At 70.3% G+C, this 26,500-nt stretch carries 28 protein-coding genes; 20 read left to right on the top strand and 8 right to left on the bottom strand.

The annotated features are described in order from the left end of the window. Positions 1 to 54: 54 nt before the first annotated feature. Genes ACFWPA_RS11805 through ACFWPA_RS11790 form a run of 4 tightly spaced genes read left to right on the top strand, consistent with a single transcriptional unit; the run spans position 55 to position 4,626 of the window. Positions 55 to 1,371, top strand: a complete 1,317-nt coding sequence (locus tag ACFWPA_RS11805) for an adenosylmethionine--8-amino-7-oxononanoate transaminase (protein ID WP_378570243.1) — start codon at positions 55 to 57, stop codon at positions 1,369 to 1,371. Positions 1,372 to 1,425: 54 nt separating this feature from the next. Then, positions 1,426 to 2,583: an 8-amino-7-oxononanoate synthase gene (locus ACFWPA_RS11800; protein ID WP_378570241.1), complete on the top strand. Its 1,158-nt coding sequence runs from the start codon at positions 1,426 to 1,428 to the stop codon at positions 2,581 to 2,583. Beyond that, on the top strand, positions 2,580 to 3,329 hold the full coding sequence (bioD, locus tag ACFWPA_RS11795) for a dethiobiotin synthase (RefSeq protein ID WP_378570239.1): 750 nt from the start codon (positions 2,580 to 2,582) through the stop codon (positions 3,327 to 3,329). Before ACFWPA_RS11800 ends, bioD begins: the two co-directional genes overlap by 4 nt. A 43-nt stretch (positions 3,330 to 3,372) precedes the next feature. Beyond that, entirely contained in the window at positions 3,373 to 4,626 is a 1,254-nt protein-coding gene (locus ACFWPA_RS11790) for an integrase core domain-containing protein (protein WP_378570266.1), read from the top strand. Here the strand turns inward: ACFWPA_RS11790 and ACFWPA_RS11785 are convergent. After that, on the bottom strand, positions 4,577 to 6,436 hold the full coding sequence (locus ACFWPA_RS11785) for a DUF222 domain-containing protein (protein WP_378570237.1): 1,860 nt from the start codon (positions 6,434 to 6,436) through the stop codon (positions 4,577 to 4,579). The two genes, ACFWPA_RS11790 and ACFWPA_RS11785, sit on opposite strands and share 50 nt — an antisense overlap. A 313-nt stretch (positions 6,437 to 6,749) precedes the next feature. Beyond that, the gene (locus ACFWPA_RS11780) at positions 6,750 to 7,337 is read right to left on the bottom strand and encodes a TetR/AcrR family transcriptional regulator (RefSeq protein ID WP_378507859.1); all 588 of its coding nucleotides are present in this window, start codon (positions 7,335 to 7,337) and stop codon (positions 6,750 to 6,752) included. 31 nt (positions 7,338 to 7,368) lie between these two features. Here ACFWPA_RS11780 and ACFWPA_RS11775 point away from each other — a divergent pair, with 31 nt between their 5' ends. The 6 genes from ACFWPA_RS11775 to ACFWPA_RS11750 all read left to right on the top strand — a co-directional run bounded on the left by ACFWPA_RS11775 (position 7,369) and on the right by ACFWPA_RS11750 (position 13,429). Beyond that, positions 7,369 to 8,631 carry a KasA/KasB family beta-ketoacyl-ACP synthase gene (locus ACFWPA_RS11775; protein WP_378570235.1) on the top strand — a complete coding sequence of 421 codons (1,263 nt, stop codon included), beginning with the start codon at positions 7,369 to 7,371 and terminating at the stop codon, positions 8,629 to 8,631. A 131-nt stretch (positions 8,632 to 8,762) separates the two neighbouring features. Next, the gene (locus tag ACFWPA_RS11770; RefSeq protein ID WP_378507857.1) at positions 8,763 to 9,047 is read left to right on the top strand and encodes a hypothetical protein; all 285 of its coding nucleotides are present in this window, start codon (positions 8,763 to 8,765) and stop codon (positions 9,045 to 9,047) included. Then, positions 9,044 to 9,862 carry a hypothetical protein gene (locus tag ACFWPA_RS11765; protein ID WP_378570233.1) on the top strand — a complete coding sequence of 273 codons (819 nt, stop codon included), beginning with the start codon at positions 9,044 to 9,046 and terminating at the stop codon, positions 9,860 to 9,862. The genes ACFWPA_RS11770 and ACFWPA_RS11765 overlap by 4 nt, the downstream gene beginning before the upstream one ends. A gap of 36 nt (positions 9,863 to 9,898) precedes the next feature. Next, the gene (locus tag ACFWPA_RS11760) at positions 9,899 to 11,938 is read left to right on the top strand and encodes a fumarate reductase/succinate dehydrogenase flavoprotein subunit (RefSeq protein WP_378570231.1); all 2,040 of its coding nucleotides are present in this window, start codon (positions 9,899 to 9,901) and stop codon (positions 11,936 to 11,938) included. Continuing rightward, complete coding sequence (locus ACFWPA_RS11755; RefSeq protein ID WP_378570229.1) at positions 11,935 to 12,696, top strand: succinate dehydrogenase/fumarate reductase iron-sulfur subunit; 762 nt, start codon at positions 11,935 to 11,937, stop codon at positions 12,694 to 12,696. Before ACFWPA_RS11760 ends, ACFWPA_RS11755 begins: the two co-directional genes overlap by 4 nt. 1 nt (position 12,697) lies before the next feature. Continuing rightward, positions 12,698 to 13,429, top strand: coding sequence for an MBL fold metallo-hydrolase (locus tag ACFWPA_RS11750; RefSeq protein WP_378570227.1), 732 nt, complete (start codon positions 12,698 to 12,700; stop codon positions 13,427 to 13,429). 3 nt (positions 13,430 to 13,432) lie between these two features. On the opposite strand, the gene ACFWPA_RS11745 is transcribed toward ACFWPA_RS11750, so the two are convergent. Beyond that, positions 13,433 to 13,924: a pyridoxamine 5'-phosphate oxidase family protein gene (locus ACFWPA_RS11745; RefSeq protein WP_378570225.1), complete on the bottom strand. Its 492-nt coding sequence runs from the start codon at positions 13,922 to 13,924 to the stop codon at positions 13,433 to 13,435. Further along, complete coding sequence (locus ACFWPA_RS11740) at positions 13,921 to 15,042, bottom strand: lipase family protein (RefSeq protein WP_378570264.1); 1,122 nt, start codon at positions 15,040 to 15,042, stop codon at positions 13,921 to 13,923. Before ACFWPA_RS11740 ends, ACFWPA_RS11745 begins: the two co-directional genes overlap by 4 nt. Before the next feature lie 72 nt (positions 15,043 to 15,114). Between ACFWPA_RS11740 and ACFWPA_RS11735 the strand changes: the two genes are divergently transcribed. After that, positions 15,115 to 15,687: a YdeI family protein gene (locus ACFWPA_RS11735; RefSeq protein ID WP_378570223.1), complete on the top strand. Its 573-nt coding sequence runs from the start codon at positions 15,115 to 15,117 to the stop codon at positions 15,685 to 15,687. A 222-nt stretch (positions 15,688 to 15,909) separates the two neighbouring features. Here ACFWPA_RS11735 and ACFWPA_RS11730 read toward each other — a convergent pair whose 3' ends face one another. Next, entirely contained in the window at positions 15,910 to 16,497 is a 588-nt protein-coding gene (locus ACFWPA_RS11730) for a TetR/AcrR family transcriptional regulator C-terminal domain-containing protein (protein ID WP_378507953.1), read from the bottom strand. A gap of 147 nt (positions 16,498 to 16,644) precedes the next feature. Here ACFWPA_RS11730 and bioB point away from each other — a divergent pair, with 147 nt between their 5' ends. The 3 genes from bioB to ACFWPA_RS11715 are packed head-to-tail and all read left to right on the top strand — an operon-like array spanning position 16,645 to position 18,504. Further along, entirely contained in the window at positions 16,645 to 17,658 is a 1,014-nt protein-coding gene (bioB, locus tag ACFWPA_RS11725) for a biotin synthase BioB (protein ID WP_378507850.1), read from the top strand. 10 nt (positions 17,659 to 17,668) lie between these two features. Next, complete coding sequence (locus ACFWPA_RS11720) at positions 17,669 to 17,884, top strand: hypothetical protein (RefSeq protein ID WP_378570221.1); 216 nt, start codon at positions 17,669 to 17,671, stop codon at positions 17,882 to 17,884. Positions 17,885 to 17,922: 38 nt separating this feature from the next. Continuing rightward, positions 17,923 to 18,504, top strand: a complete 582-nt coding sequence (locus tag ACFWPA_RS11715) for a DUF2567 domain-containing protein (RefSeq protein ID WP_378570219.1) — start codon at positions 17,923 to 17,925, stop codon at positions 18,502 to 18,504. Positions 18,505 to 18,510: 6 nt separating this feature from the next. On the opposite strand, the gene ACFWPA_RS11710 is transcribed toward ACFWPA_RS11715, so the two are convergent. After that, positions 18,511 to 19,203: an NUDIX domain-containing protein gene (locus ACFWPA_RS11710; protein WP_378507847.1), complete on the bottom strand. Its 693-nt coding sequence runs from the start codon at positions 19,201 to 19,203 to the stop codon at positions 18,511 to 18,513. Between the two features lie 105 nt (positions 19,204 to 19,308). Here ACFWPA_RS11710 and nadA point away from each other — a divergent pair, with 105 nt between their 5' ends. The 5 genes from nadA (at position 19,309) to ACFWPA_RS11685 (ending at position 23,575) form a co-directional block, all read left to right on the top strand. Continuing rightward, on the top strand, positions 19,309 to 20,349 hold the full coding sequence (nadA, locus tag ACFWPA_RS11705; RefSeq protein WP_378570217.1) for a quinolinate synthase NadA: 1,041 nt from the start codon (positions 19,309 to 19,311) through the stop codon (positions 20,347 to 20,349). Beyond that, positions 20,349 to 21,926 (top strand): L-aspartate oxidase, encoded by a 1,578-nt coding sequence (locus ACFWPA_RS11700; RefSeq protein ID WP_378570215.1) that lies wholly within the window; start codon positions 20,349 to 20,351, stop codon positions 21,924 to 21,926. The genes nadA and ACFWPA_RS11700 overlap by 1 nt, the downstream gene beginning before the upstream one ends. Further along, positions 21,923 to 22,789, top strand: coding sequence for a carboxylating nicotinate-nucleotide diphosphorylase (gene nadC, locus ACFWPA_RS11695; protein WP_378570213.1), 867 nt, complete (start codon positions 21,923 to 21,925; stop codon positions 22,787 to 22,789). Before ACFWPA_RS11700 ends, nadC begins: the two co-directional genes overlap by 4 nt. A gap of 137 nt (positions 22,790 to 22,926) precedes the next feature. Then, positions 22,927 to 23,055: a hypothetical protein gene (locus ACFWPA_RS11690; protein ID WP_378507843.1), complete on the top strand. Its 129-nt coding sequence runs from the start codon at positions 22,927 to 22,929 to the stop codon at positions 23,053 to 23,055. Between the two features lie 106 nt (positions 23,056 to 23,161). Beyond that, entirely contained in the window at positions 23,162 to 23,575 is a 414-nt protein-coding gene (locus ACFWPA_RS11685) for a VOC family protein (RefSeq protein ID WP_378507842.1), read from the top strand. A gap of 6 nt (positions 23,576 to 23,581) precedes the next feature. Here the strand turns inward: ACFWPA_RS11685 and ACFWPA_RS11680 are convergent, their stop codons facing one another. After that, positions 23,582 to 24,214 carry a LysE family transporter gene (locus ACFWPA_RS11680; RefSeq protein WP_378507841.1) on the bottom strand — a complete coding sequence of 211 codons (633 nt, stop codon included), beginning with the start codon at positions 24,212 to 24,214 and terminating at the stop codon, positions 23,582 to 23,584. A 63-nt stretch (positions 24,215 to 24,277) separates the two neighbouring features. Between ACFWPA_RS11680 and ACFWPA_RS11675 the strand changes: the two genes are divergently transcribed. After that, the gene (locus ACFWPA_RS11675) at positions 24,278 to 25,096 is read left to right on the top strand and encodes an SAM-dependent methyltransferase (protein ID WP_378507952.1); all 819 of its coding nucleotides are present in this window, start codon (positions 24,278 to 24,280) and stop codon (positions 25,094 to 25,096) included. A 4-nt stretch (positions 25,097 to 25,100) separates the two neighbouring features. Here ACFWPA_RS11675 and ACFWPA_RS11670 read toward each other — a convergent pair whose 3' ends face one another. After that, the gene (locus tag ACFWPA_RS11670) at positions 25,101 to 26,408 is read right to left on the bottom strand and encodes a glycoside hydrolase family 1 protein (RefSeq protein WP_378507840.1); all 1,308 of its coding nucleotides are present in this window, start codon (positions 26,406 to 26,408) and stop codon (positions 25,101 to 25,103) included. Between the last annotated feature and the right edge of the window lie 92 nt (positions 26,409 to 26,500).

Here is a 26,500-nt window from a genome sequence, read left to right as displayed (position 1 = left end):
CCGGGACCCCCACCCCACGCGTCGCGTTGCACGGTCAGGCTAACGTCGCACCGTGTGAGCACCGCGCGCTACTCGCCCGAACGCATCTCGGCCCTCGACGCCGCCCACCTGTGGCATCCGTACGGGGCGTTCCCGGCGAGCACCGACCCGCTTGTGGTGGAGAGCGCGCTCGGCACCCGGCTCCGCCTCGCCGACGGCCGCGAACTCGTTGACGGGATGAGTTCCTGGTGGGCGGCCGTCCACGGCTACCGGCATCCGGTCCTCGACGCCGCCGTCACCGCGCAGCTCGGGCGGATGAGCCACGTGATGTTCGGGGGGCTGACCCACGAACCGGCCGCCCGGCTCGCGGAACTGCTCGTCGCGATCACCCCCGACGGTCTGGACAAGGTGTTCCTCGCCGACTCCGGGTCGGTGTCCGTCGAGGTCGCGATCAAGCTGGCGTTGCAGTATCAGCGGGCCATCGGGCGGCCGCGGCGGCACCGGCTGCTGACCTGGCGCGGCGGCTACCACGGCGACACGTTCGCGCCGATGAGCGTCTGCGATCCGGACGGCGGCATGCATTCGATGTGGACCGACGTGCTGGCCGGGCAGCTGTTCGCGCCGGCCCCGCCGCGCGCCTTCGACGCCGACTATGTCGCCGCGTTTGAGGAGCTGCTGGTGCGGCACGCCGATGAGCTCGCCGCCGTCATCGTCGAGCCGGTCGTGCAGGGTGCGGGCGGCATGCGGTTCCACGATCCGCGCTATCTCGCCGAGCTGCGCCGGATGTGCGACGAGCACGGGCTGCTGCTGATCTTCGATGAGATCGCGACGGGTTTCGGGCGCACCGGCGAACTGTTCGCCGCCGACCACGCGGGCGTCGCACCCGACATCATGTGCGTCGGGAAGGCGCTGACCGGCGGATACCTGACCCTGGCCGCGGTGCTGTGCACGACCGGGATCGCCGAGGCGATCAGCGCGGGGGAGGGCGGCGGGGTGATGCACGGGCCGACGTTCATGGGGAACCCGCTCGCCTGCGCGGTCGCGGTTGCCGCGGTGGAGTTGCTGCTGTCGCGGGACTGGCGGTCCGAGGTCGCGGCGGTGGGTGCGGGGCTCGACGCCGGACTGGCTCCGGCCCGCGACCTGCCCGGGGTCGCCGACGTGCGGACGTTCGGTGCGATCGGCGTGATCGAGATGGTCGAGCCGGTGGACATGCGCACGGCGACCGCCGCCGCCGTCGGCACCGGGGTGTGGCTGCGCCCGTTCGGAAAGCTGATCTACGCGATGCCGCCGTACGTGTGCACGCCCGACGATGTCGCCGCGATCGCGGGCGGCATGGTCGCGGCGGCGCGGAGTCAGGGGGAGGGAGGGGCGGCCGCGTCGTCGCAGTGTTGAGCGGTGGCATGCAGGCTTGAACACCGTTCAAGTGAGCGCGTATGGTGCGCAGTCGTGGCATTTCATGACGCTCTGAGTTGGTTCGACGACCAGGCAGCCGCCCGGGAGGCGGCAGGCCTGCGACGCGTACTGCGGCCCCGGACGGCGGGGTCGACGCTGGTCGACCTCGCGTCCAACGACTACCTGGGCCTCGCGCGGCACCCCGAGGTGCTCGACGCCGCCCAGGTCGCGCTGCGCCGCTGGGGCGGCGGGTCCACCGGCTCCCGGCTCGTCACCGGCACCACCGCCGAACACGAGCTGCTTGAACGCGAACTCGCCGCGTTCGTCGATGCCGAGGCCGGGCTCGTCTTCGCCAGCGGGTACGCCGCCAACCTCGGCGCCGTCACCGCGCTCGCCGGTCGGGACACGCTGATCGTGTCCGATGCGGGGTGCCACGCCTCCCTCGTCGACGCCTGCCGGCTGTCCCGGTCACGGGTCGTCGTCACCCCGCACGCCGATGTCGATGCGGTCGCGACCGCGCTCGCGACCCGCACCGAACCGCGGGCGCTGGTGCTCACCGACTCGGTCTTCAGCGCCGACGGCGATCTCGCCCCACTGCTGGCGCTGCACCGCGCGTGTCGTGAGCACGGCGCGCTGCTGCTGGTGGACGAGGCGCACGGCATCGGGGTCCGCGGCGACGGCGGACGCGGGCTGGTGCACGAGGTCGGTCTCGCGGGGGAACCCGACGTGGTCGTCACCGCGACCCTGTCGAAATCGCTTGCCGCGCAGGGCGGCGTCGTCCTCGGCGACGCGCGGATCCGGGCGCACCTGATCGACACCGCGCGCACGTTCATCTTCGACACCGGCCTCGCCCCCGCCGCGGTCGGCGCGGCCCGCGGGGCGCTGGCGGTGCTGCGGCGTGAACCCGAACGGGCCGCCGCCGTCCTCGGCCGAGCCCGCGACCTCGCGCGGATCACCGGGGTACCGGATCCCGAATCCGCTGTGGTGTCCGTGATTCTCGGTGACCCGCAGGTCGCGTATGACGCCTCCCTCGCGTGCCTGGACCGCGGCCTGCAGGTCGGGTGCTTCCGGCCGCCGTCGGTGCCGGCCGGGACGTCGCGGCTGCGGCTGACGGCGCGCGCGAACCTGACCGACCCCGATCTTGAGGTCATTGGGTCGGTGCTTGTCGAGGTACTGTCGTCGGCGGCCCGACCGAGCGTGGTGCCCGCATGAGCATCCTGTGCGTCACGGGGACCTCGACCGATGTCGGAAAGACCGTCGCCACCGCAGCACTCGCGGCCTGTGCGCTCGCCGACGGCCTGTCGGTCGCCGTGTGCAAGCCCGCGCAGACCGGGGTCGCCGTCGGTGCGGACGGGGATCTGTCCGAGGTGCAACGGCTGTCGGGTGTGGTCGACGTGGTGGAGTTGGCGCGGTACCCGGAACCGTTGGCGCCGGACACCGCCGCCCGGCGCGCGGACCTGCCGATGTTGGAGCGCGGGGCGGTGGTCGCGGCGGTCCGTGCCCTGGATGCGGCCCACGACCTGACGATTGTGGAGGGTGCGGGCGGACTCCTGGTCCGCCTCGGTGCGGGCGGATTCACCCTCGCCGACGTCGCCGCCGACCTCGGCGCCCCGCTGCTGCTCGTCGCCGCCGCCGGGCTCGGCACCCTCAATCACAGTGCCCTCACCGTCGCGGCCGCCCGGCAGTCGGGGGTCGGCGTGGCCGGGACGGTGATCGGATCCTGTCCCGCGGAACCCGACCTGGCGATGTGCTGCAACATCGACGATCTTCCTGAGGTGACGGGGGTTCCGGTGGTCGGGAGGATCCCGGAGGGTTCCGGGCGGCTCGACCGTGGGGCGTTCACCGCCGCGGCTCCGGGCTGGCTGGACGGTGTAGCTGCGCTTGTCGGGGCAGCTGCGCTTCGCGGTGCATCGGCGCCGGTCCGGCCGTCGCGGAGTGGGCACAAGCGGCGCGGCTGACCGGCCCGTTGGACCGTGTGCACGCCTTGATATCGGGAGGCCCATGGGAGGCCCATTGTCTGAGTTCAGGACATGCAGGACAGTTGATGTCCCAGGACATCGAGGACACCTGACAGCCCGCTCCCTGCAACAGTCGGGGATGGGCGGAAAAGGGTTTTCAATGAATCCGGACATCGTCGCGGCAGTCGCACAGCACACAGGCGGGACACGAGTGAACGTGTCCCGCCTGTGCCGCGAGCACGGCATCTCCCGCAACACCTTCTACACGCTCGTCAACCGATTCCGAGACGAGGGAGCTGGCGCCTTCACCACCCGCTCGACTCGACCCCACACAAGCCCGACCACCACAGCGGCACACGTGTGCGAGGCGATCGTGCGGGCCCGCAAGGAACTCGACGACGAAGGGCTCGACAACGGTCCGATCTCCATCGTCTGGCGCCACGAGGACGAGGGCCTCGAACCGGTACCGTCACGGTCCACGGTGTACCGGGTGCTCACCGACCGAGGCCTCATCGTCCCGCAGCCCCGCAAGCGGCCCCGCACCCGCCGCAGGTTCGAGTTCGCCGAACCGAACGGTTGCTGGCAGATCGACGGACTCGAGCACTACCTCGCCGACGGCAGCAAGGTGTGCATCCTGCAGGTTCTCGACGACCACTCGCGCCTGGACGTATGCTCCTACGCCGCCCGCGCCGAAACCTCCGCCGACGCCTGGGCGGCGCTCGAGCGCGCCATGGACGGGCACGGTATCCCCGCCAACCTGCTCTCCGACAACGGTCTGGCGTTCTCCGGCAAACACCGCGGGTCGATGGCGGAGATCGAACGCAACCTCGCCGCCCTCGGCACGACGACGATCGCGTCGTCCGTCGCCCACCCGCAGACCTGTGGGAAGAACGAACGCGCGCATCGGACGTTGCGCAAGTGGCTGTCCAAGCAACCACCCGCGGCGACACTGGCCCAGTTGCAGGTCCAACTCGACCGCTACCGGGAGGTCTACAACAACCGACGTCACCAAGGCATCGGCGGCATGACCCCGAAAAAGCGTTGGGAGGCCACACCTCCCGCGCATCCGGTCCATCGGAAGGGTGCTCGGTCGGGCTGTGTCGAACGTTCCGTGTCGGGTACCGGAGTGGTTCAGTTCGATGGGCTGGTGATCGTCATCGGTCGCCGGTACAAGAACACCACCGCTGCCGTCTACTGGCAGGGCGATCGTGTCACCGTCATGATCGGCGACACGATCGCCCGCTCTCTTACACTCGACAGGACCACCAGGTATCAGAAACTGTCCTCGAAGTCCTGAGACAGATCTGTCCTGGATGTCCTGAGACATGACAATATCGGGAGGCCCATCCTCGACAGCACTGTCCGATCCTGCTCCGTCCGTCGAGGCGACGGTGGCCGCCACCGCGGCGGCGATCGTCGGTTGGGTCGGTGGGGTTCTGTGCGACGGATACTTCGTGTTCTCGCAACTCTCGCGGTGAGGCCCGCCGGTTCCACCCGAGGGTGTGCCGTGCGGACTCGGCAGCGACGGGGCGCACGTACCCCGACCGGCCCGGTCCGCGACCCCTGGTGGGGTCGTGGTCCGGGCCGGATCTGTTCGGTTGCTGGAGGACTCGCTTCACCCGACGTGGATGAGCTGTCTTCGGTTGTGGGCGGGGACGGGTTGTCGATCGGGGTCGACCCATCGCGGGGGAGTGAACCTGGGGGTGCCCCCTGCACGAAGTGCTTGGGGGAGGGTGACCGTCGGCGCCGATGCGGACCTGCCAGTCGCCCTTGTGGATGAATCTGTGGTGGAATCGGCAGAGCAGCACCAGATTTGACAGCTTCGTCGGCCCGCCGTTCGACCAGTGGTGGATATGGTGACCGTCGGTCCACGCGGCGGGTCGGCCGCAGCCCGGAAAGGCGCATCCGCAGTCTCGGGCGTCGAGGGCGCGCCGGATGCGGCGGGGGATGACGCGGGTGGTGGTCCCGACGTCGAGGGGCTTGCCGTTGGCGTCCATCGAGATGGCGGTGACGGTGGCGTCGCACGAGATCATGACGGCGGTGCTGATGCCGATCGGTCCCAGCCACGGCATCCATGACGGCCCGCGGCGGATGTAGGAGCGGGCGCGATGATCGTCGGCGGGTTCGGTACTGCCGCACCCCGAGTCGTGCGCGTCGTCTGGGTTCCGCGAGTCGTCGGATCGGGGATCCACGCGCTCGTGACCCGAGGCCCGGTTCCTGTTTCCGTTGGCGTTGCCGGTCGCGCGGGCAGCGGCAGTGGCAAGGTCGTTCACGCCGACGAAGATCGTCATGTGCGGCTTCTCGCCGCCTTCGCCGGGAGCCTGACCGGAGTCGAGGAAGTGGCGGACGATGTCGGAGAGGGCGTCGGCGCGGCGCTGGGGTGCGCTGCGCGGGTCCTCGGATTGGTCGCCGTGGGTGTTGTTGCGTCCGGGCCGCGGTGCGGAGAGCGCGGACAGGGCGCTCAGCAGTTGCTCGCCGGTGACCTTGTCGAAGTGGCCCTTGACGCGGACCCGCCCGCCTGCGGTCGGTGACGCGAAGAACTCGTTTAGCTGCTCGTTCTCGTCGTCAGGGGGTGGGCCGTCGTGATCGCGTTCGAGCATGGACTTCAGGGCGGCGACCCGGTTCGCGGTGTCGGCGGAGTGCTCCTGTTCGGCGCTGGCGACGAGGTAGTCGGTGCACTGCTGTGTGCATTCGGCCACCGGGTCGATGTACTCGCCGTTTGAGTGGTCGGGGTCGATGCCGGCGAGCAGGTCGGGGATTGCGTCGAGAAGATTGGTGATTGCCCGGACCTGATCGGCGTCGACGGAGCCCGAGGTGAAGGCGTCGGCGATGTCGGGACGGTTGTGCAGGCTCTGTCCGGCGGCGATGATCCGCTTGGCCTGCCCGGGGGTGAGCTTGCAGGATTCGGACAACCAGGCCTGGGTTGACGATGCCCCGAGGGTGGTGGGGATCGAGCGTTCGTGAATCTCGTGGACCAGGCGGACGCGGAGGGCATCGAGCAGGCGCAGGTGGTGCGACAGTTCCGGGACTAATGCCAGCAGAGTCTGCTCGTCGAGGCGCCACGGCTCCACCCGGGTGGGTGTCGTGAGCATCTCGTCGAGTTCCATGGCCCAACTCTACTCGCACAGCCGTTCGATCGCAAGGTTGTTCGACGTCTGTTCTATTGCTGCGCAACAATATTCGGAATAGGAACGCGGCGCTAGCCGTCACTGTCGCCGGGCAGGGGGTCTAGTTCTTTGATGAACGGGCGCTGCGTCGGAAACGTGACCTCTGGACTTGGTGCTCGTCAGTCGGATGCTCGACGGAAGGGTGAAGGGGGCTGCTGCGCCTGGTGGTGCAGCAGTCCCGAACCTCGCACAGCCGCATCCCGGGCTGTCGCTCGTCGGTCAGATCCGGTGTCCGGTCTGCATTCGTGCGAGGTCACTGCGTAGGTGCCGCTGCCTCGGCGGTGCGGGTTATCAGGTCGATCAACTGCATGGCAGCGCGATCTGTCCGGTCGATATCGCCAGTGATGAGCCTGTCCTGCAGGATCCCGCGGAGCCCTGCGACCGCAACCGTCGCGTGCGACGCCGCATCCCGCGGGGTGCATCCACACCGCACGATGGCGTCAGTCACGGCTCCGACGAGGCGGTTCATTGCCGAACGGGCGAAGTCCTCATAGAGGCCATGTTGTTGGGGCGCTACACCGATGACCTGCAGGAGTATTCCCGCGCTGATCGAGGACTCGCCCACGGTTGTCGACGTCCAGAGCTCCTCCAGGTGCAGGCGCAGGCTGTCGGGATCGGACACCCACTCCAGGGGTGCGCCGAGGTCGGGATGCTGCGTTGCCAACGCCTGCACCAGCAGTTCTTCCTTGGTGCCGAAGTAGTAGATGAGCATGCGGGAACTGGTTCCCAGTGCGGCCGCCAGCGGGCGTAGCGAGAGGTCGACTAGGCCGTGCTCACTGATGTACCTGACGACGTCGCCGAGCAGGTGGATTCGTTTGTCGTGATCGAGCGGACGCGCCATGCCTTGACTGTAGCGAACGGTACAGGTATTGATGTCGACCATGAATGTAGCGAGTGGTACAGAAACGGGTGGTGGTCGATCGGTCGTCGTGACCGCGATGGCCGCGATGACCTCGCTCGCCGATGATGTGGATTCGACGTGGTCGGCCCTGCTGGAGGGGCGCAGTGGGATCCGGTCACTCGATGCGCCGTTTGTTGCCGATTACGGTCTGCCCGTGGCGATCGGCGGCACGCTGGTCTCCCACCCCTCCGCACAGCTCACCCGCGTCGAACAGCGTCGGTTGTCCTTCGTTGAGCAGTGCGCGTTGACCCTCGCCCGCCGACTGTGGCGTGAGGCGGGGACCCCGAACGTGGACGACGAGCGGCTCGCCGTCGCGATCGGGACCGGACTCGGTGGGGGTGAGGCCTTGATCGGCGCGGTCGATGCGCTGCGGGAGGGCGGGTACCGGAAGGTTCCCCCGATGTCGGTGCCCATGGTCATGCCCAACGGTCCGGCGGCGACCGTCGGGCTGGAGATCGGCGCGAAAGGTGGTGTGTACACGCCAGTCTCGGCGTGCTCGTCCGGATCGGAGGCGGTCGCGCAGGCATGGCGCCTGATTCGGGCCGGTGACGCCGACGTCGTGGTCGCTGGCGGCGTCGAGGGGCAGATTGACGCAGTGTCGATTGCGAGTTTCTCCATGATGCGCGCGATGAGCACCCGCAATCACGAGCCCGAGCGCGCGTCACGGCCATTCGACAGGGACCGCGACGGCTTCGTGTTCGGTGAGGCGGGAGCGCTGTTGCTGCTCGAATCCGAGGAGCATGCCCGTGCCCGCGGCGCCACCATTCACGGTCGGGTGCTCGGCGCGGGGATCACCTCCGACGCGCACCACATCGTCGCCCCCGACCCGCAGGGGGCTGGGATCGCGCGAGCGATGCGCGGCGCATTGGCCACCGCGTCGTTGACGAGTGCTCAGGTCGATCACGTCAATGCCCACGCCACGTCGACGCCGGTCGGCGATGCCGCGGAAGCGGTAGCCATCTCCGCCGTTGCCCCGCACGCGTCCGTCTACGCATCCAAGTCCGCGCTCGGTCACTCGATCGGGGCGGTCGGCGCGCTCGAGGCGATCATCAGCATTCTGACTCTGCGGGACCAGATCGTGCCGCCCACGCTCAACCTCGACAATCTGGACCCCGCAATCGATCTGGACGTGGTGTGCGCATCCCCGCGTCGCCAGACGATCGAGTACGCGGTGAGCAACTCGATCGGATTCGGTGGACACAACGTCGCGCTGGCATTCGGGCGGGTCCAGTGATGGTCGCGGTCGGCGTCCGGCGTGTGTCTCGCGCGTCGCGCAGGCGCGACGGCGTCCCGACTTTCGTGCCCGCGGGCCCGGCAACTGCCGTACTGTGAGAGCCATCACATCCTCTGTGGTTGGAGGTTCACATGTCCACCAGCGAAGTGATGGAGCTGCACCGCACCATTGGACACCTGCGCCAGTGCGTCGGCTCGTTGCGGAACATGTACGGCGACGCGTCGGTGGTCCGCCGGCTCGCCAACGACGTCGAACGCCTCGGGATCGACGCCGGTGACCTCGACGAGTCGCCGCCGCGGCTCGCGCATCCGGTCGGTGCGTCGGAGCGGGTCGCGGTCCCGGAGGGGCCGTACGACCAGGCGCTGTGGCAGGGCGCCGACGACGAGGGCGTCGGCGGCCACCCGCACCAGCGGTGAGTGCACCCGCGCGATCCGCCACCGGTGTCCGATCGCCGACCCGCGCCTCCATCGCGGCACGCACGTTGCGCACGGACCGGTGGTGGCGTCCGCCGCTGCTGACCACACTCGGCCTCGCGGTGTTTGTGGTCTACGCGACCGTCCGGTCCTTCGTGCGCACCGCGTATTGGGTCGACGAGTACCACTACCTGACGCCGTTCTACTCGCCGTGCGTCAGCGCGTCGTGCGTCCCCGGCTCGACCCACTTCGGCGTCTGGGTCGGCGAGCTGCCGATGTGGATCCCGCTCGCCTTCCTGTCGCTGCCGTTCCTGCTCGGCTTCCGACTCACCTGCTACTACTACCGCAAGGCCTACTACCGGTCGATCTGGCTCGCGCCCGCGGCCTGCGCGGTCGCCGAACCGCACACCCGGTACACCGGCGAGACCCGGCTGCCGCTGATCCTGCAGAACGCGCACCGCTGGTTCTTCTACGTCGCGCTGGTCGTGTCCGCAATCAACACCTACGATGCGATCCTCGCATTCCACGGTGGCACAGGGGGATTCGGCTTCGGGCTCGGCAACGTCATCATCACGGTCAACGTGCTCCTGCTCTGGGGATACACCATCTCCTGCCACTCCTGCAGGCACGCCGTCGGCGGCAGGCTCAAGCACTTCTCCGCGCATCCGGTCCGCTACCGGCTGTGGACCTGGGTGAGTGCGCTCAACACCCGGCACATGCAGCTCGCGTGGACCACGCTCGGCACGCTGATGCTCACCGACTTTTACATCATGCTCGTCGCCAGCGGAACCATCACCGACCTGCGCTTCGTGAACTGACAGCGGCAGTCAGCCGACCGACCGAGGGGAGTACCGGTGGCCGAGGTGGAGCGGCACGACTACGACCTCGTCGTGATCGGCGCTGGCGGCGCCGGATTGCGCGCGGTGATCGAGGCCCGGCAGCGGGGGCTGCGGGTCGCCGTCGTGTGCAAGTCGCTGTTCGGCAAGGCGCACACCGTGATGGCCGAGGGCGGATGCGCGGCCGCGATGGGCAACGCGAACCCGAAGGACTCCTGGCAGGTGCACTTCCAGGACACCATGCGCGGCGGCAAGTTCCTGAACAACTGGCGGATGGCCGAACTGCATGCCCGCGAGGCCCCCGACCGGGTGTGGGAACTCGAAACGTACGGGGCGCTGTTCGATCGCACCCCGGACGGGCGGATCAGTCAACGCAACTTCGGTGGCCACACCTATCCACGTCTCGCGCACGTCGGCGACCGCACCGGGCTGGAACTGATCCGCACCATGCAGCAGAAGATCGTCTCGCTGCAGCAGGAGGACTTCGCCGAGACCGGAGACCACGAGGCGCGGATCAAGGTCTTCGCCGAGTGCACGGTCACCGAGCTCATGCGGGACGGCCATGCCGGTGCGATCGCGGGGGCGTTCGGGTACTGGCGGGAATCGGGCCGGTTCGTGCTGTTCTCCGCACCCGCGGTGGTGCTGGCGACCGGCGGAATCGGCAAGTCCTACAAGGTGACCTCCAACTCGTGGGAGTACACCGGTGACGGGCACGCCCTCGCACTGCGAGCCGGCGCGAAGCTGATCAACATGGAATTCATTCAGTTCCACCCGACCGGGATGGTCTGGCCCCCCAGCGTCAAGGGCATCCTGGTCACCGAGGGCGTGCGCGGCGACGGCGGTGTGCTGAAGAACTCCGACGGTGCCCGATTCATGTTCGACTACATCCCGCCGGTGTTCAAGGGCCAGTACGCCGAAACCGAGGACGAGGCCGACCGGTGGCTCGTCGACAACGACAGCGCACGGCGCACCCCCGACCTGCTGCCCCGCGACGAGGTGGCCCGCGCCATCAACTCCGAGGTCAAGGGCGGACGCGGCACCGAACACGGCGGGGTCTACCTCGACATCGCGTCCCGGCTGCCCGCCGACGAGATCATGCGACGACTGCCGTCGATGCACCACCAGTTCCTCGAACTCGCCGACGTCGACATCACGAGGGAACAGATGGAGGTGGGGCCGACCTGCCACTACGTGATGGGCGGCATTGAGGTGGACCCGGACACCGGATCATCCTGTGTCCCCGGACTGTTCGCGGCCGGCGAGTGCTCGGGCGGCATGCACGGCTCCAACCGGCTCGGCGGCAACTCGCTCTCCGACCTGCTGGTGTTCGGGCGTCGCGCTGGCCTCGGCGCCGCCACGTACGTCGAATCCCTCACCCGCCGCCCGAATGTCGATCAGCGGGAGGTCGACGCGGCGGCCGCGATGGCCCTCGCTCCGTTCGACCCGCCCGCCGACGGCATGCTCGCCGAGAACCCGTACGCCCTGCACCTGGAGCTGCAGCAGGTGATGCACGACCTGGTCGGCATCATCCGCACCGACGGCGAGATTCGGTCCGCCATCGACAAGCTCGAACAGATCCGCCGCCGTATCGAGTCGGTGGCGGTGGAGGGTCATCGCCAGTTCAATCCCGGCTGGCATCTCGCGGTGGACCTGCGGAACATGATCCTGGTCAGCGAGTGCGTCGCGGAGGCGGCGCTGCTGCGCACCGAGAGCAGGGGCGGGCACACCCGCGACGATCACCCCGGCATGGACGCGTCCTGGCGCGGCACCCTGCTGGTGTGCAGCCTCGTCGACGGGCCGGACCCCGGCGGGAAGGTTGTTCCCGGCATCACCATCTCCTCCGAACCGCAGCAGCCGATGCGCCCGGACCTGTTCGCGCTGTTCGACTTCGCCGAGGTGGCCAAGTACTACACAGATGTGGAGCTTGCGGAGCATCCCGGGGGAGCAGATGCGGAGCTCGCGGAGCATCCCGGGGGAGCAGATGCGGAGCTTGCGGAGCATCCGGGGAGAGCAGACGAGGAACTGGCCGATCATCCAGGGAAGGCGGACGAGACATGAGCTATCGGGCGGCCTTCCGGGTGTGGCGCGGGGACGCGGACGGTGGCGACCTGCGCGACTACACGGTGGAGGCGAACGAGGGCGAGGTGGTGCTCGACATCATCCACCGGCTGCAGGCCACCCAGGCGCCGGACCTGGCGGTCCGCTGGAACTGCAAGGCGGGCAAGTGCGGATCGTGCTCCGCCGAGATCAACGGCAGGCCCCGGCTGATGTGCATGACCCGGATGTCGACCTTCGCGCCCGACGAGGTCGTCACCGTCACCCCGATGCGCGCCTTCCCGGTGATCCGGGACCTGGTGACCGATGTGTCGTTCAACTATGTCAAGGCCCGCGAGATCGAGTCGTTCACGCCGCCACCGGATCTCGCTCCCGGCGAGTACCGGATGGCACAGGCGGACGTGCAGCGGTCGCAGGAGTTCCGCAAGTGCATCGAGTGCTTCCTGTGTCAGAACGTCTGCCACGTCGTGCGCGACCACGAGGAGAACAAGGACGCCTACGCGGGTCCGCGGTTCCTGATGCGGATCGCGGAACTGGAGATGCACCCGCTCGACACCGCCGACCGGCGTGACGCCGCGCAGACCGAGCACGGCCTCGGGCTGTGCAACATCACCAAGTGCTGCACCGAGGTGTGCCCCGAGGGCATTCACATCACCGACAACGCGCTGATCCCGATGAAGGAGCGGGTTGCGGACCGCCGCTACGATCCCGTGGTGTGGCTGGGCACCCGGTTGTTCCGGCGTCGCCGCGAAGACCACTGACATGGACACCACGACCACCGAGATTGCCCCGGACCTCTACCGGTTCTCGACGTACGTCGACGACGCGAATCTGGTGATGAACCAGTATCTCGTCGACGGCGACGAGCCGCTGCTGTTCCATCTTGGCCAGCGCGCCCTGTTCCCGACGGTGTCGGACGCGGTCCGGCGGGTGATTCCACTCGACCGGCTGCGGTGGCTCGCGTTCGGGCACGTCGAGGCCGACGAGTGCGGGTCGGTCAACTCGTGGCTGGCTGCGGCGCCGAACGCCGCGGTGGCGCACGGGGCCCTGTCCTGTTTCGTGCAGGTGGGCGACCTCGTGGACCGGCCGCCGCGGCCGCTGCAGGACGGTGAGGTCCTTGAGGTCGGCGAACGCCGGGTGCGGCATATCGACACCCCGCACGTGCCGCACGGGTGGGACGCCTGCGTGATGTTCGAGGAGTCGACGTCGACGCTGCTGTGCGGTGACCTGTTCACCGCGTTCGGGCGTCCGCCCGCCGTCTCCGACGCCGACATTGTCGGGCCCGCGCTGGCAGGCGAGGCGTTGGGGCGGGCGACGGCGCTGACCCCGGCCCTGGTTCCGACGATCCGGTCGCTCGCCGCACTGACACCGGACACGCTCGGCCTGATGCACGGCCCCGCCTTTGTCGGCGACTGCGACGCGGCATTGCAGGAGCTGGCCGCCGGCTACCGCGACCTGCTCACGTCGGAACGGGAGCGGTGGGACGACCGGTGATCGTCACTGCGTGCGCACCACCCGTTCGGGTGCGCCGGGTCGCCAGATGGTGACGTCGAGGTGCCCGTCGAGGTACGCGACCGACGAGGCGCCGGTGACGTCGGCCGCGTAGAACGGCCGGAACTCGGTGCCGCGCAGGTCGAGACCGATCTCCTCGAACACGGCGTCGGCGAACCGCGCCTGCAGTGCCCGGTCCTGGACGTCGTGCACGATGCCCCACAGCTTCGCGTCCCCGTCGCCGACCATCGAGTCGACCGTCGCGGTGTGCAGGCAGAACCGGGGATCGCGATCGAGGTCGCGGAACTTCACGGTGCCGGGCATGCCGACGATCCACAGTGCGTCCTCGAACACCCGCGGCTCGATCGGGCTGATCCGCGGGAATCCGTCCGAGCGCACGGTCGCCAGCAGGCACAGGTTCCCGGTGGCCGCCATCCGCCTGCTGAACACGGCCGCGATCGACGGCGCGGCCGCGGTGAACTCCGGCCAGGTGGTCACGGTCCGAACACCGCCCGGACGAAGTCGCTCGCCTCGGCCTCGGAGGCGAGCATCGTCTCGAGGTGTCCCCGCGGGTAGGTCCGGAACGTGAACCGCTGCCCCGCACCGACGAGGTCCGCGACCAGCTTCAGCGTCAGCGGCGCGGGGACGATCGTGTCGAGCAGGCCCTGCCCAAGGAACAGTGGCCGGTCGTAGCCGCGCAGCGGGATCGCGAGCATCTCCCGAAGCGGCCGCAGGATCGGCTCGTCGAGGCCACGGGCGAACAGCGCACCGATCGATGTGTCCCCGAACGCGGCCGCCGCCTCCTCGTAGCAGAGCTGCTCGGCCTGCGCGACGACCCGCTTGCCCCGCTCGCTCAGGTAGGCGTCGACGTCGAGATCCGGGTGGCTCGCCCGCAGGCCCGCGATCACGTAGGCGATGAACACGGTGGTCCCGGTCAGCGGCAGCGGCGGAAACCACGGGCCGCCGAGCGGGGCGAGGTTCTCGATGTTCGATGGCACCCCCAGCGCGACGGTGCCGCGGTGGTCGAGTTCCGGCGCGTACGCGGTCGCCAGCGTCGCGGTCACCATCGCCGCCTGCCCACCCTGCGACTGTCCGAGCGTCACCCAGCGATCCGACAGGCTCGGCTCAACGGCCCGCGCGGCCCGGACCATGTCGACGACGGCATGTGCCTCCGATCGCCCGTCCAGGTAGGGGTGCACCCCCTCGGTGCCGAGGCCGACGTAGTCGGTCGCGACGATCGCATACCCCTGCGCGAGCCACCGACCCAGGTACGGGCCGCCGATCTTGCCGGTCACCGTCGGCGCGCACCCGTCCGCGACGCCGACCGCGCCGTGCGCCCAGGAGATCACCGGCCACCCGCCGGGCGGCGGCTGCCCGGGCGGAAGGAACACCGCGCCGGTGCTCGACGCGGGCCGATCCTGCGGCCCGAGGGTCCGGTACGTCAACACGCGCCCGGAGGCCGCCCCCGGAATCCAGGCCTCCGGTGGCAGGGCGTGGACCGCGGTCACCGTGCCCGGCCGGTCCGCCGGTGCCGCGGCGGACGCCCCCGACCCCGCGACCACGCCTGCGACCGCGAGGACGGTGGCGGCGGCGAGCATCCGTGCGGACATGTCCATCAGTGTGCGCGCGGGCGCGGCGCCGCGCCCGACGAAGAGGAGGAGGTCGGTGGCCCGGTCTAGCATCGGCGCATGGACGCAATCGACGGGGTGGAGGTCGTCGCCTTTCCGGACGCGGCGGCGTTCGAGAACTGGTTGGCCGAGCACTGGACGCGGCGCGAGGGGGTCTGGATCCTGGTGGCGCGGAAGAACTCCGGCATCGCCTCGATCACCGAGGACGAGCTGGTCGACGTCGGCCTGTGCTACGGCTGGATCTCCGGGCAGCGCCGCGCCAGCGACGCACGCCACTACCTGCAGAAGTACGTGCCGCGGCGGCCGCGCAGCGTGTGGTCACAGGTCAACGTGGACAAGGTCGCCGCGCTGTCCGCGGCGGGCCGGATGCGCGAACCGGGTCTCGCCGAGGTCCGCCGCGCCAAGGCCGACGGGCGCTGGGACGCCGCCTACGCATCGCAGAAGACGGCCACCGTCCCCGCCGATCTCGCGGAGGCGATGGCGTCGAACCCGGCCGCGGCCCGCGCGTTCGACGCCCTCGACCGGACCGCCCGCTACCAGCTGATCCTTCCGGTGCTGCAGGCCCGGACCCCGACGACGCGGCTCGCCAGGGTGCAGAAGGCACTCGACGCGCTGGGCGGCGACTCGGCCTGACCGCGGTCAGACCCGCGCCGCATGCGTGCGTGAATGCCCGTGTGCACAACCCTGTTGCGGTGTGTGCGGGGGTTGTGGGCGTGCAGTTCCCGTGTGGGTGCGCGAACGGCCGTGTGCACACGGGTCTTGGTGGGTGTGCGGGGGTTCTGGGCGTGCAGTGGCGGTGTGCGTGCGTGAACGGCCGTGTGCACACCCCCGCGGGAGCCCCCGCGCCGGCACGCGTCAGCGGCGCGCGTGCTCGCCGAGCCGGCTGCGGACACCGTCGACGAACAGTCGCAGGCCGTAGTCGAAACGCGCTGTGCCGCTGGTGCTGTCGTACAGCGGCGACGCGTCCTCGGTCAGTGCGCCGTGGCTGTCCATCTGCATCCGGGACTGCTCGTCCATCGTCTGCCCGAGGATGAAGAACAGCAGGGTATCGGCGGCGAATTCGGACTCGGCCGCGGGAAGCCCGGCATCCGCGCACGCGCGGGCGAGGGTGTCGCGGGCGTCGTTGGTGGCAAGGCGGGCCGCGTACGACGCGGACGCGAGTTCGGCGCCGTCCCGGTGCGCGAGCAGCGCGTCCCTGGTGCGGTGCGCCAGCACGTCGAGACGGTCGTCCCAGGACGTTGCCTCGATCGGGGCGGACACCGCGCCGAGCATCTCGTCGGTGATCGCGGCGAGCAGCGTCTGCTTGTTCGGGAAGTGCCAGTAGAGGGCGCCCGGCTGGACGCCGAGGGAGGTGGCCAGCCGCCGCATGGTCAGGTCGCCGAGTCCGTACTCGTCGAGGATCGCGATCGCCCCGGCAAGGACGTCGGCTCGTCGCAGCTGCACTGTGTCGTTCACTTCCCGTCGGTGTGTGGTTGACACCATTTCACCACGACCCTAACCTGAACGCCGTTCAACTTGTACGGTGTTCAAGTTCGCTGAGGCAACGATCTCGCGATCCGCGCACCTGCGCCGAATCCGAAGGAGCTGCTCGTGACCCAGGCACCCGCCCGCACCGACATTCTCGCGACCGCGAGGGATCAGGTCCTCGACCGTGGCGAGGGACTGACCCAGGAGCAGACCCTGCAGGTGCTGCAGCTGCCCGACGACCGGCTCGAGGAGCTGCTGGCCCTCGCGCACGACGTGCGGATGCGCTGGTGCGGGCCCGAGGTCGAGGTCGAGGGCATCATCTCCCTCAAGACTGGCGGCTGCCCCGAGGACTGCCACTTCTGCTCGCAGTCCGGGCTGTTCCAATCCCCGGTGCGCGCCGCCTGGCTCGACATCCCCAGCCTGGTCGAGGCAGCCAAGCAGACCGCGAAGACCGGTGCGACCGAGTTCTGCATCGTCGCCGCCGTCCGCGGCCCCGACGAGCGGCTGATGGCCCAGGTCGCCGCGGGCGTCGAGGCGATCCGCAACGAGGTCGACATCCAGGTCGCCTGCTCGCTCGGCATGCTCACCCAGGAGCAGGTCGACCAGCTCGCCGCGATCGGTGTGCATCGCTACAACCACAACCTCGAGACCTCTCGCTCGCACTTCCCGAACGTCGTCACCACGCACTCCTGGGAGGAGCGCTGGGACACCCTGCGGATGGTCCGCGAGGCGGGCATGGAGGTCTGCTGCGGCGGCATCCTCGGCATGGGCGAGACCCTCGAACAGCGCGCCGAATTCGCCGCCAACCTCGCCGAACTCGAACCCGACGAGGTGCCGCTGAACTTCCTCAATCCGCGCCCCGGCACCCCCTTCGGCGACCTCGAGGTGCTGCCCGCCGCCGACGCGTTGCGCGCCGTCGCCGCGTTCCGGCTCGCGCTGCCGCGCACCATCCTGCGCTTCGCGGGCGGCCGGGAGATCACCCTCGGTGACCTCGGCGCCAAGCAGGGCATCCTCGGCGGCATCAACGCCGTGATCGTCGGCAACTACCTGACCACGCTCGGCAGGCCCGCCGAGTCCGACCTGGACCTGCTCGGCGAGCTGCAGATGCCGATCAAGGCCCTCAACCAGACCATCTAGGAGCGTCGCGATGGAGGTTGTCGAGCGGTACAACCCGTACACGGGCCTGCGGCTCGTCGACGGCGTCCCGGATTCGGTGCCCGCCGCGGCGGCCCTCGGGCTGGAGCCGCCCCGGTTCTGCGAGCACTGCGGTCGCCGGATGATCGTGCAGATCAGCCCGGACGGCTGGTGGTCGAAGTGCTCACGGCACGGGGTCAGCGACTCGACCGCCGGTGAGCGGCGCTGACGCGTGCCGCCCGCGCGGTCCCTCTAGAGTGGATCGACGTGACAACACAGACCCAGTTGCCGGGCCGGCGGGCGTCGACCGGCGGCAGGCGTGCCGCGTCCGTGGAGGTGCGTTCGGCCGCCCGCGTCGTCGCCGGTGTCGTCGTGACCAGCGCGCTCGCGGGCATCGGGTGGGGACTGCTCGCGCCGGCACAGCATTTCCTGGTCGTCTCTAGCGGTGGTGCGACCTCGCTGACGGGGGAGAGCACCCACCAGTTCGACGCCGTCGCGCTGTTCCTGTGCCTCGGCGCGATCCTCGGGGTGCTGTCCGCGGTCGCGGTGTGGTCGATCCGCGCGTACCGCGGCGTCGCCCAGGTGATCGGGCTCGTCCTCGGGTCGGTGGTCGGGGCCTCCGCGGCCGCGCTGGTCGGGCTCGGGGTCGCGCAGCTGCGCTTTCCCGGTGTCGACGACCTCGAGGTCGGGCAGATCGTCCCGGCGACTCCGGGCCTCGGCACCGTGATGGCGCTGATCGCGCAGCCGTTCGCGGCGGCCCTGGTGTACCTGCTGCTCGTCTCGCTCAGCCCGCGGCCGGACCTCGGGGTCGAGTCCGTCGCACCCGCCGCCGAGGCGCCGCGCCGGTAGCGGCGGTCAGGTGGGTGGACGCAGGGCGGCGAACTCGTCGGTGACGCGCAGCCGCGACTCCGCGAACCGGTACAGCGCGGGCGGACGGCCGCCCGCTGGTCCCGGTGGCGCGGTGGCTCCGGTTGCGACCAGCACACCCCTTCGGCCGAGCACCCGCTGCAGGTTCGTCGCATCCACCTGGTATCCCAGTGCAGCGCAGTAGATCTCGCGAAGCGTGGACATGGTGAACTCGGCGGGGGCGAGCGCGAACGCGATGTTGGTGTAGGACAGCTTCGCGGCCAGCCGGGTGCGCGCGTGGGTGACGACGATGCCGTGGTCGAAGGCGGTTCGGGGGAGGGTCGTGACCGGGTACCACGCGGTGTCCGACGGGATGTCCGGGTCGGAGTCGAGGGGGACGAGTCCGAGGAACGTCGAGGCGATCAGCCGCACGCCGGGCACTCGCTGCGGGGCGGAGAACACCGAGAGCTGTTCGAGGTGCGCGACCTCGCGGACGTCGACCTTCTCGGCGAGCTGCCGCCGGGCCGAGGTGGTCATGTCTTCGTTGTCGCCGAGCAGTCCGCCGGGCAGCGACCAGGCCCCTGCCTCCGGGTCGAGCGCGCGTCGCCACAGCAGGACGCAGAGCTCGGGGCGGCCGTCGATCTCGCGGACCTGGAACACCGCGGTGAGGACTTCGTGGAGGGTGGTGTTACCATTGGGCACGTTTTCGATTCTAAGTCGAAAACCCCGAGAACGACAATTCGGGCCTGTTCGCCCGGCTGTCCGCCCGGCTGTTCGGTGAAGTGGATGCGGTAAAGGAGTACGGCAATGACGGGAACGATTGCTGGGGCGACGTTCGATGCGGCCACGATCGTCGACGGACCCGGTGGCTACACCGGTGTCGAGGCGACCCCGGAGTGGGCCGAGGAGGTCCGCCGCCTGGCTCGCGCGCAGAACGCGACGATCCTCGCGCACAACTACCAGCTGCCCGCCATCCAGGATGTCGCCGACCACGTCGGTGACTCCCTCGCGCTCTCCCGGATCGCCGCGGAGGCCGAGGAGGAGACGATCATCTTCTGCGGTGTGCACTTCATGGCCGAGACCGCGAAGATCCTCAGCCCGACCAAGACCGTGCTCATCCCCGACGAGCGGGCCGGTTGCTCGCTCGCTGACTCCATCACCGCCGACCAGCTCCGCGATTGGAAGGCCGAGTACCCCGACGCGCTGGTGGTCTCGTACGTCAACACCACCGCCGAGGTGAAGGGCCTGACCGACATCTGCTGCACCTCGTCGAACGCCGTCGACGTCGTCGCATCGATCGACCCCGAGCGTGAGGTGCTGTTCCTGCCCGACCAGTTCCTCGGCGCCCACGTCAAGCGGGTCACCGGACGGCAGAACATGCACATCTGGGCGGGCGAGTGCCACGTCCACGCGGGCATCAACGGGGACGAGCTGACCGCGCAGGCGAAGGCGCACCCGGACGCGGAACTGTTCGTGCACCCCGAATGCGGCTGCGCCACGTCCGCGCTGTACCTGGCCGGGGAGGGCATCGTCGACGAGGACAAGGTGAAGATCCTCTCCACCGGCGGCATGCTCGACGCCGCCCGCGCGACCGGGGCAACGCAGGTCCTCGTCGCCACCGAGATCGGCATGCTGCACCAGCTGCGCAAGGCCGCGCCCGAGGTCGACTTCCAGGCCGTCAACGACCGCGCCTCGTGCCCGTACATGAAGATGATCACCCCCGCCGCCCTGCTGCGGTGCCTGCAGGAACGCAGCGACGAGGTGCACGTCGACGCCGCGGTCGGCGAGCGGGCCCGCACGTCCGTGCAGCGGATGATCGAGATCGGCAACCCGGGCGGCGGCGAGTAGTGACCACGCAGCCGACGGTCGGCTGGGAGGCGCACGCCGACCTGGTCGTCGTGGGCGGCGGGGTCGCGGGGCTGACCGCGGCCCGCACCGCGACCCGCGCCGGCCTGCGGGTGGTGACCGTCAGCAAGGGCGGCCCGACCGACACGGCCACCGTGTACGCACAGGGCGGCATCGCGGTCAGCTCCGGCTACGACGTCGACGCGCACGTCGCGGACACGCTCGCCGCGGGCGGCGGCCTCTGCGACGAGGACGCCGTGCGTTCCATCGTCGCCGCAGGCGCGGACGCGGTCACCGCGCTGGCCGACCTCGGCGCGGTGTTCGACCGCGGCCGCGACGGTGAGGTCTCCCGCACCCGCGAGGGCGGGCACAGCGCGCGCCGGATCATCCACGCCGGCGGCGACGCCACCGGCGCCGAGGTGCAGCGGGCGCTGAACGCGGCGGGGATGCCGGTGCTGTTCGGTGCCGCGGCGGCGCGGGTGGTCACCGGCCCGTCGGGCGTTCAGGGATTGATCGTGCTGTCGGACAACGGTATTCGAGGATCGGATGCGGGCGCTGGTGTGATCCATGCGCCTGCCGTGCTGCTGGCCACCGGTGGTCTCGGGCAGCTGTACTCGTGCAGCACCAACCCGCCGGGGGCCACCGCCGACGGCGTCGCCCTCGCGCTGGACGCCGGGGCCGTCGTCGCGGACCTCGAGTTCGTCCAGTTCCATCCCACCGTGCTCTACGCGGCGGGCGGGGTCGGCAGGCGGCCGCTGATCTCCGAGGCGGTGCGCGGGGAGGGGGCGATTCTGGTGGATTCGCACGGTGATTCGGTCACGGCGGGAGTGCATCCGATGGGTGATCTCGCGCCCCGCGACGTGGTGTCCAAGGCCATCGCCGCCCGGTTGCGGCGCCGCGGCGAGGACCACGTGTACCTCGACGCCCGCCGCATCGACGGGTTCGCGTTGCGGTTCCCGACCATCACCGCCTCCTGCCGGGAGGTCGGACTCGACCCGACCACCGACCTGATCCCGGTCGCGCCCGCGGCGCACTACGCCTGCGGCGGGGTCGTCACCGACAGCCACGGCCGCACCGCGGTTCCCGGGCTGCTCGCCGCGGGCGAGGTGGCCCGCACCGGGCTGCACGGCGCGAACCGTCTCGCCTCCAACAGCCTCCTCGAGGGCCTCGTGGTGGGGGAGCGGGCCGGGCTGGCCGCGGCCGAACGGTCGGCGGTCGCGGTGCAGGTCACCTCCGCCGAGGTTCCTCCGCTGCCCGCGGTGCCGCGCGGCGCCCTGCAGGCGGCAATGACCGCGCACGCGTCCGTCGTCCGTGACGGTGACGGGCTCGCCGCGGCGGCGGACGTCCTCGCCCGCGCCAGCAGTCGGCGGCCGTCGACCGTCGCCGACCTGGAGGACGCGGCCCTCACCGCGACCGCGACCGCGCTGATCCTCGCCGCGTCCGCGCGCACCGAGAGCCGCGGCTGCCACACCCGGCTCGACCACCCCGACACCGACGACACCCGGCGCCGCCCCCTCCGCGTGCGGCGCACCCCCGAGGGCGCACTCGCCCTCACCGACCTGATCCCGACAGGAGCATGATGAGCACCCTGGCCGACGGCCTCGACCACGACGAGATCCGCACCCTGGTCCGCGTTGCCCTCGACGAGGACCTGCGCTACGGGCCCGACGTCACCTCCACCGCCACCGTCCCCGCCGACGCGGTCGCGTCGGCGTCGGTGGTGTCCCGGGCGGCTGGCGTCGTCGCGGGCATCGACGTCGGGCTGCTCGTCCTCGACGAGGTGATCGGTGCCGGCGCGTACCGGGTGCTCGGCCGCGTCGACGACGGCACCCGCATCGACCCGGGGCAGGCCGTCCTGGAGGTGCAGGCACCGACCCGCGACCTGCTCACCGCCGAACGAACCATGCTGAACCTGATGTGCCACCTGTCCGGCATCGCGACCGCCACCGCGGCGTGGGTCGACGCCGTCGCAGGCACCGACTGCCGGATCCGGGACAGCCGCAAGACGCTGCCCGGGCTGCGCGGCCTGCAGAAGTACGCGGTCCGGATGGGCGGCGGCGTCAACCACCGGATGGGGCTCGGGGACGCCGCCCTGATCAAGGACAACCACGTCGCCGCAGCGGGCTCCGTCGTCGCGGCGCTGCGCGCGGTCCGCGCTGCCGACCCGGACATCGAATGCGAGGTGGAGGTGGACAGCCTCGCACAGCTCGACGAGATCCTCGCCGAGGGCGTCGACCTGGTCCTGCTCGACAACTTCGCGCTGTGGGAGACGCAGGCCGCGGTGCAGCGGCGCAACACCCGGTCCCCGCGGACGAGGCTCGAATCGTCCGGCGGGCTGACCCTCGGCGACGCTGCCGACTACGCGGGCACCGGCGTCGACTACCTCGCCGTCGGCGCCCTCACCCACTCGGTCACCGTCCTGGACCTCGGTCTCGACATGTGACCGCCGAGGGTGGGTGATGTCGCACCCTTGGGTCGCTGTCCGCGACGGCCGGGCGGGTCGAGGATTGTCGATGTCAGGTTCGGTGCGGCCGAGGACACGGCTCGGGCGCCGACATCACACCACCGGGTGGAGGAATCATGTTGGGAATTGCAATCGGATTGGGCGCCGCCGCGCTGTCACTCGGACTCAGCGTGCTGGGGCTCGGCGTCGGGCTGCTGCTCAGCGATGCGTCGGTCAAACACCACGTCCGGCCGCTCGCGCGCTGAGCGGGCACCGGACCCCGACCCGGCGTCCTGCTCGCCGGGTTGGGTGTGTCGGTGGGGCGGCATAGTGTGGGCAACGGCACTGTTCGGTCAACCCGAGGAGCATCGCATGAGCTCTCGTCTGAACCCGTACATCAGCTTCACCGACAACGCCCGCGCGGCGATGGAGTTCTACCAGGGCGTGTTCGGTGGCACCCTGGCCCTGAACACCTTCGGCGAATTCGGCGACACGGACGCGCCAGGCGCGGACCTGATCATGCACGGCATGCTCGAAACCCCGCAGGGGTTCACGCTGATGGGCGCCGACACCCCGCCCGGCATGGAGCACAACCCCGGCACCACCATCGCGGTCAGCCTCAGCGGCGACGACGCCGACGAACTGCGCGGCTGGTGGGCGGCGCTCTCCGCGGGCGGCGTGGTCGGGGTTCCACTCGAAAAGCAGATGTGGGGCGACGAATTCGGAATGTGCACCGACCGGTTCGGCATCGGCTGGATGGTGAACATCGCCGGTGCGTCGGCCTGACGGCGCTCACACCGGGGCGGCGCGGCGGACCAGCGACAGCACCCCGGCCGCGGTGAAGAACAGGCCGGAGAAGACGCGGCCGGTGACCCGCTGCTGCCGGGGCGAGCGCAGCAACGTCAGGGCCCGCGCCGCGAGCCCGGTGTAGCCGGTCATCACGACCACGTCCACACCGATCATCGTCGCCGCGATCACCGCGTACTGCGCGGCGAGCGGTCGCGCAGGATCGAGGAACTGCGGCAGCACCGCGAGCATGAACACCACGGCCTTCGGGTTGCTGGCATTCACCAGGAACCCGCGCGCCACCAGGGCGGCACCGGAACGGCCAGGCGTGGCGGGGTCCGGTTCCACCGCGCCGGGGGCGGCACGCCACTGCTGGATCCCGAGGACCACCAGGTAGGCGACGCCGAACCACTTGATCACGGTGAACGCGATCGCCGACGACGCCAGCAGCGCGCCGACCCCGGCCGCGACGACCAGCAGCTGCACCAGCAGGGCCAGTTGCAGGCCGAGGATGTTCCAGGAGCCGCGGCGCAGGCCGTGACTCAGGCCGGACGACATCGACGCGATCGCCCCGGCGCCCGGCGACAGGCTGATCGCCAGCGCCGCCCCGAGGAACCCGACCCACACCTGCCACGACACCCGGACAGGGTAGTCGGCGCGAATCGGACAATCGGGTCGACCTAGGCTGGCGCGGTGACCAGCATGCCCCCACGCCCGGCGCCGTTCGAGACCGTGACGACACCGGAATTCTGGAACGACCCGCACATCTCCGGTCGGATGCTGGTCAACCACCTCGACCCCGACACCGCGGCGGCGTCCCGCCCGCACGCGTTCGTGGACCGCTCGGTGGACTGGCTGATCGGAGCGCTGGGCTTGGTGCCCGGCACGCGGGTCCTCGATGTGGGCTGCGGTCCCGGCCTCTACGCGCACCGCCTCGCCCGCCGCGGCATCGAGGTGCTCGGCGTCGATGTCTCGGCGACCTCGGTGGCGTATGCGCGCGGGGTCGCCGAGGCGGAGGGGTTGGCTGCCCGTTTCGTCCGCGGCGACTACTTCACCGCCGACCTCGGCTCCGGGCACGATGCGGCGCTGCTGATCTACGAGGACTACTGCGCGTTGAGCCCGGACCGCCGGGTCGAGCTACTGCGCCGGATCCGGGCGGCGCTCGCCGACGGCGGCAGGCTGCTGTTCGACGTGACCGCAGCGCCCCGGTTCCCGACCTTCCGCGAGGGCCTGGCGCGGCAGCAGAACCTGATGGACGGATTCTGGGCGGAGCCGCCCTACCTCGGCACCCTCGAGACCCACGTCTACCCGGACCTCCTGCTCGCGTTGGAGCGGTACACCATCGAGTCCGCCGCGGGCACCCGGCAGTTCTGGAACTGGACCCACTGCCTTACCCCGGAACAGGTGACGACCGAGGTCGCCGCAGCGGGACTGCGGGTGACCGGGATCCACGGCGACGTCGCCGGATCCGACTACGACGCGGAAGCCGACGCGTTCGCGGTCGTCGCCGACCGCGGCTGACCGGTCAGCCGCCGGGTGTTCCCGCGTCAACGCAGCTGTGCGGCGGGTCGACCAGCGAACACGCCGAGTCCGGCATGACGGGCCGGTAGTCGCCGGGCACGCCCCGCGCGGCGATCACGTCCCGGTAGGTGGCCACGGCGTCGGTGGGTCGGCGGGTCAGGGTCGGGTCGGTGAGCACGTCGACGGTGTAGAGGCCGAACCGATTCCGGTAGCCGCCCCACTCGTAGTTGTCGGTGATCGACCAGTAGTTGTAGCCGATCACGTTCGCCCCGTCCGCCGTCGCGCGCTGCAGCCAGTACACGTGGTCGCGCAGGTGATCCGAGCGGGTGTAGCCGTCCGTGCGGGGCTTCCCGTCGTCCATCGGCATCCCGTTCTCCACCACGTAGATCGGGAGCTCCGGGTACTTCCTCGCGAAATGCAGTGCGGCATGGTAGATCCCGTCCGGTTGCGGACGGATGTCGTGGAATGCGTCGGTCAACGCCGACGCGGCGGTGAGGTTGTCCAGGGAGACGCCGTAGTAGTAGTCGAGCCCGAGGAAGTCGAGGGTGTCGCGGACCCGGTCGGTGAACATCGCGTCGACCACCCCCATGGCGGCGGGGACGTATGCGGTGTTGCTCGACACCGCGGCACCCGGGTCCAGTCGGTGGATCAGCTCGTACGCCCGCCGATGCGCGCGGACGAGACGATCGAGAACGGCTGGCGCGTCGGCCGGGGCGATGCCGCCGAACGTCATCTCCTTCTGCACGAACACCGTCGGCTCGTTGAACGTGATCCAGGTGGCGCCCATGCCCGCGTACCGGGTGACCACCCGCTCGGCGTTGGCCAGCCACAGCTCGATCGCCGCATCGGTGGTCCACCCGCCGCGGTCGACCACCCAGCCGGGGAACACGAAATGGTCGAGGGTGATCATCGGTCGCATGCCGTGCGCGCGGATCGTCCGGATCACGTCGTCGTAGTAGGCGAACTCGGTCTCGTTCCAGACGCCGGGCGCGGGCTGCAGGCGTGCCCACTCCACCGAGAATCGGAACGCGTCCACCCCCAGCGCCGCCGCGTTCGCGACGTCCTCGGCGTACCGATGTCGGAAGTCGGGGCCGCTGCCATACGGGTCGTGTGTTCGGCCCGCCGCGATGTAGCGGGACCAGTTGCTGTCCGGCGGCGGCCCCTCCGACTGGAAACCGGAGGTCGCGACACCCCACTCGAAGTCGGGTCCGAGCTGCGGCACCGTGGGCGTCGCCGACCCGGGTGCCGCGCCGAGGGTCAGGACGGTCAGCGCGGCGCCGAGCAGGGCGAGGACGCGCGGGAATCGGGCCACGCTGGGCAGGATAGTCGGTGGACCCTGCCGCTATGGCGGAACTCACACGACCCGACCGCGAATGAGTTAACTATTTACTCCTCGGCCGGTGA

Origin of the sequence: Rhodococcus sp. NPDC058505, assembly GCF_042720095.1 — a bacterium.
GTDB lineage: Bacteria > Actinomycetota > Actinomycetes > Mycobacteriales > Mycobacteriaceae > Rhodococcus_G.
The sequence above is the reverse complement of the archived record's forward strand: the minus strand, read 5'-3'. Positions and strand labels throughout refer to the sequence as shown.

Coding starts and splice junctions, on each gene's coding strand:
- bioD (WP_378570239.1), top strand. CDS start 2,580: ATGAGCATCCTGTGCGTCACGGGGACCTCGACCGATGTCGGAAAGACC.
- ACFWPA_RS11790 (WP_378570266.1), top strand. CDS start 3,373: ATGGGAGGCCCATTGTCTGAGTTCAGGACATGCAGGACAGTTGATGTC.
- ACFWPA_RS11785 (WP_378570237.1), bottom strand. CDS start 6,436: ATGGAACTCGACGAGATGCTCACGACACCCACCCGGGTGGAGCCGTGG.
- ACFWPA_RS11780 (WP_378507859.1), bottom strand. CDS start 7,337: ATGGCGCGTCCGCTCGATCACGACAAACGAATCCACCTGCTCGGCGAC.
- ACFWPA_RS11775 (WP_378570235.1), top strand. CDS start 7,369: ATGTCGACCATGAATGTAGCGAGTGGTACAGAAACGGGTGGTGGTCGA.
- ACFWPA_RS11770 (WP_378507857.1), top strand. CDS start 8,763: ATGTCCACCAGCGAAGTGATGGAGCTGCACCGCACCATTGGACACCTG.
- ACFWPA_RS11755 (WP_378570229.1), top strand. CDS start 11,935: ATGAGCTATCGGGCGGCCTTCCGGGTGTGGCGCGGGGACGCGGACGGT.
- ACFWPA_RS11750 (WP_378570227.1), top strand. CDS start 12,698: ATGGACACCACGACCACCGAGATTGCCCCGGACCTCTACCGGTTCTCG.
- ACFWPA_RS11740 (WP_378570264.1), bottom strand. CDS start 15,042: ATGGACATGTCCGCACGGATGCTCGCCGCCGCCACCGTCCTCGCGGTC.
- ACFWPA_RS11735 (WP_378570223.1), top strand. CDS start 15,115: ATGGACGCAATCGACGGGGTGGAGGTCGTCGCCTTTCCGGACGCGGCG.
- ACFWPA_RS11720 (WP_378570221.1), top strand. CDS start 17,669: ATGGAGGTTGTCGAGCGGTACAACCCGTACACGGGCCTGCGGCTCGTC.
- nadA (WP_378570217.1), top strand. CDS start 19,309: ATGACGGGAACGATTGCTGGGGCGACGTTCGATGCGGCCACGATCGTC.
- nadC (WP_378570213.1), top strand. CDS start 21,923: ATGATGAGCACCCTGGCCGACGGCCTCGACCACGACGAGATCCGCACC.
- ACFWPA_RS11690 (WP_378507843.1), top strand. CDS start 22,927: ATGTTGGGAATTGCAATCGGATTGGGCGCCGCCGCGCTGTCACTCGGA.
- ACFWPA_RS11685 (WP_378507842.1), top strand. CDS start 23,162: ATGAGCTCTCGTCTGAACCCGTACATCAGCTTCACCGACAACGCCCGC.
- ACFWPA_RS11675 (WP_378507952.1), top strand. CDS start 24,278: ATGCCCCCACGCCCGGCGCCGTTCGAGACCGTGACGACACCGGAATTC.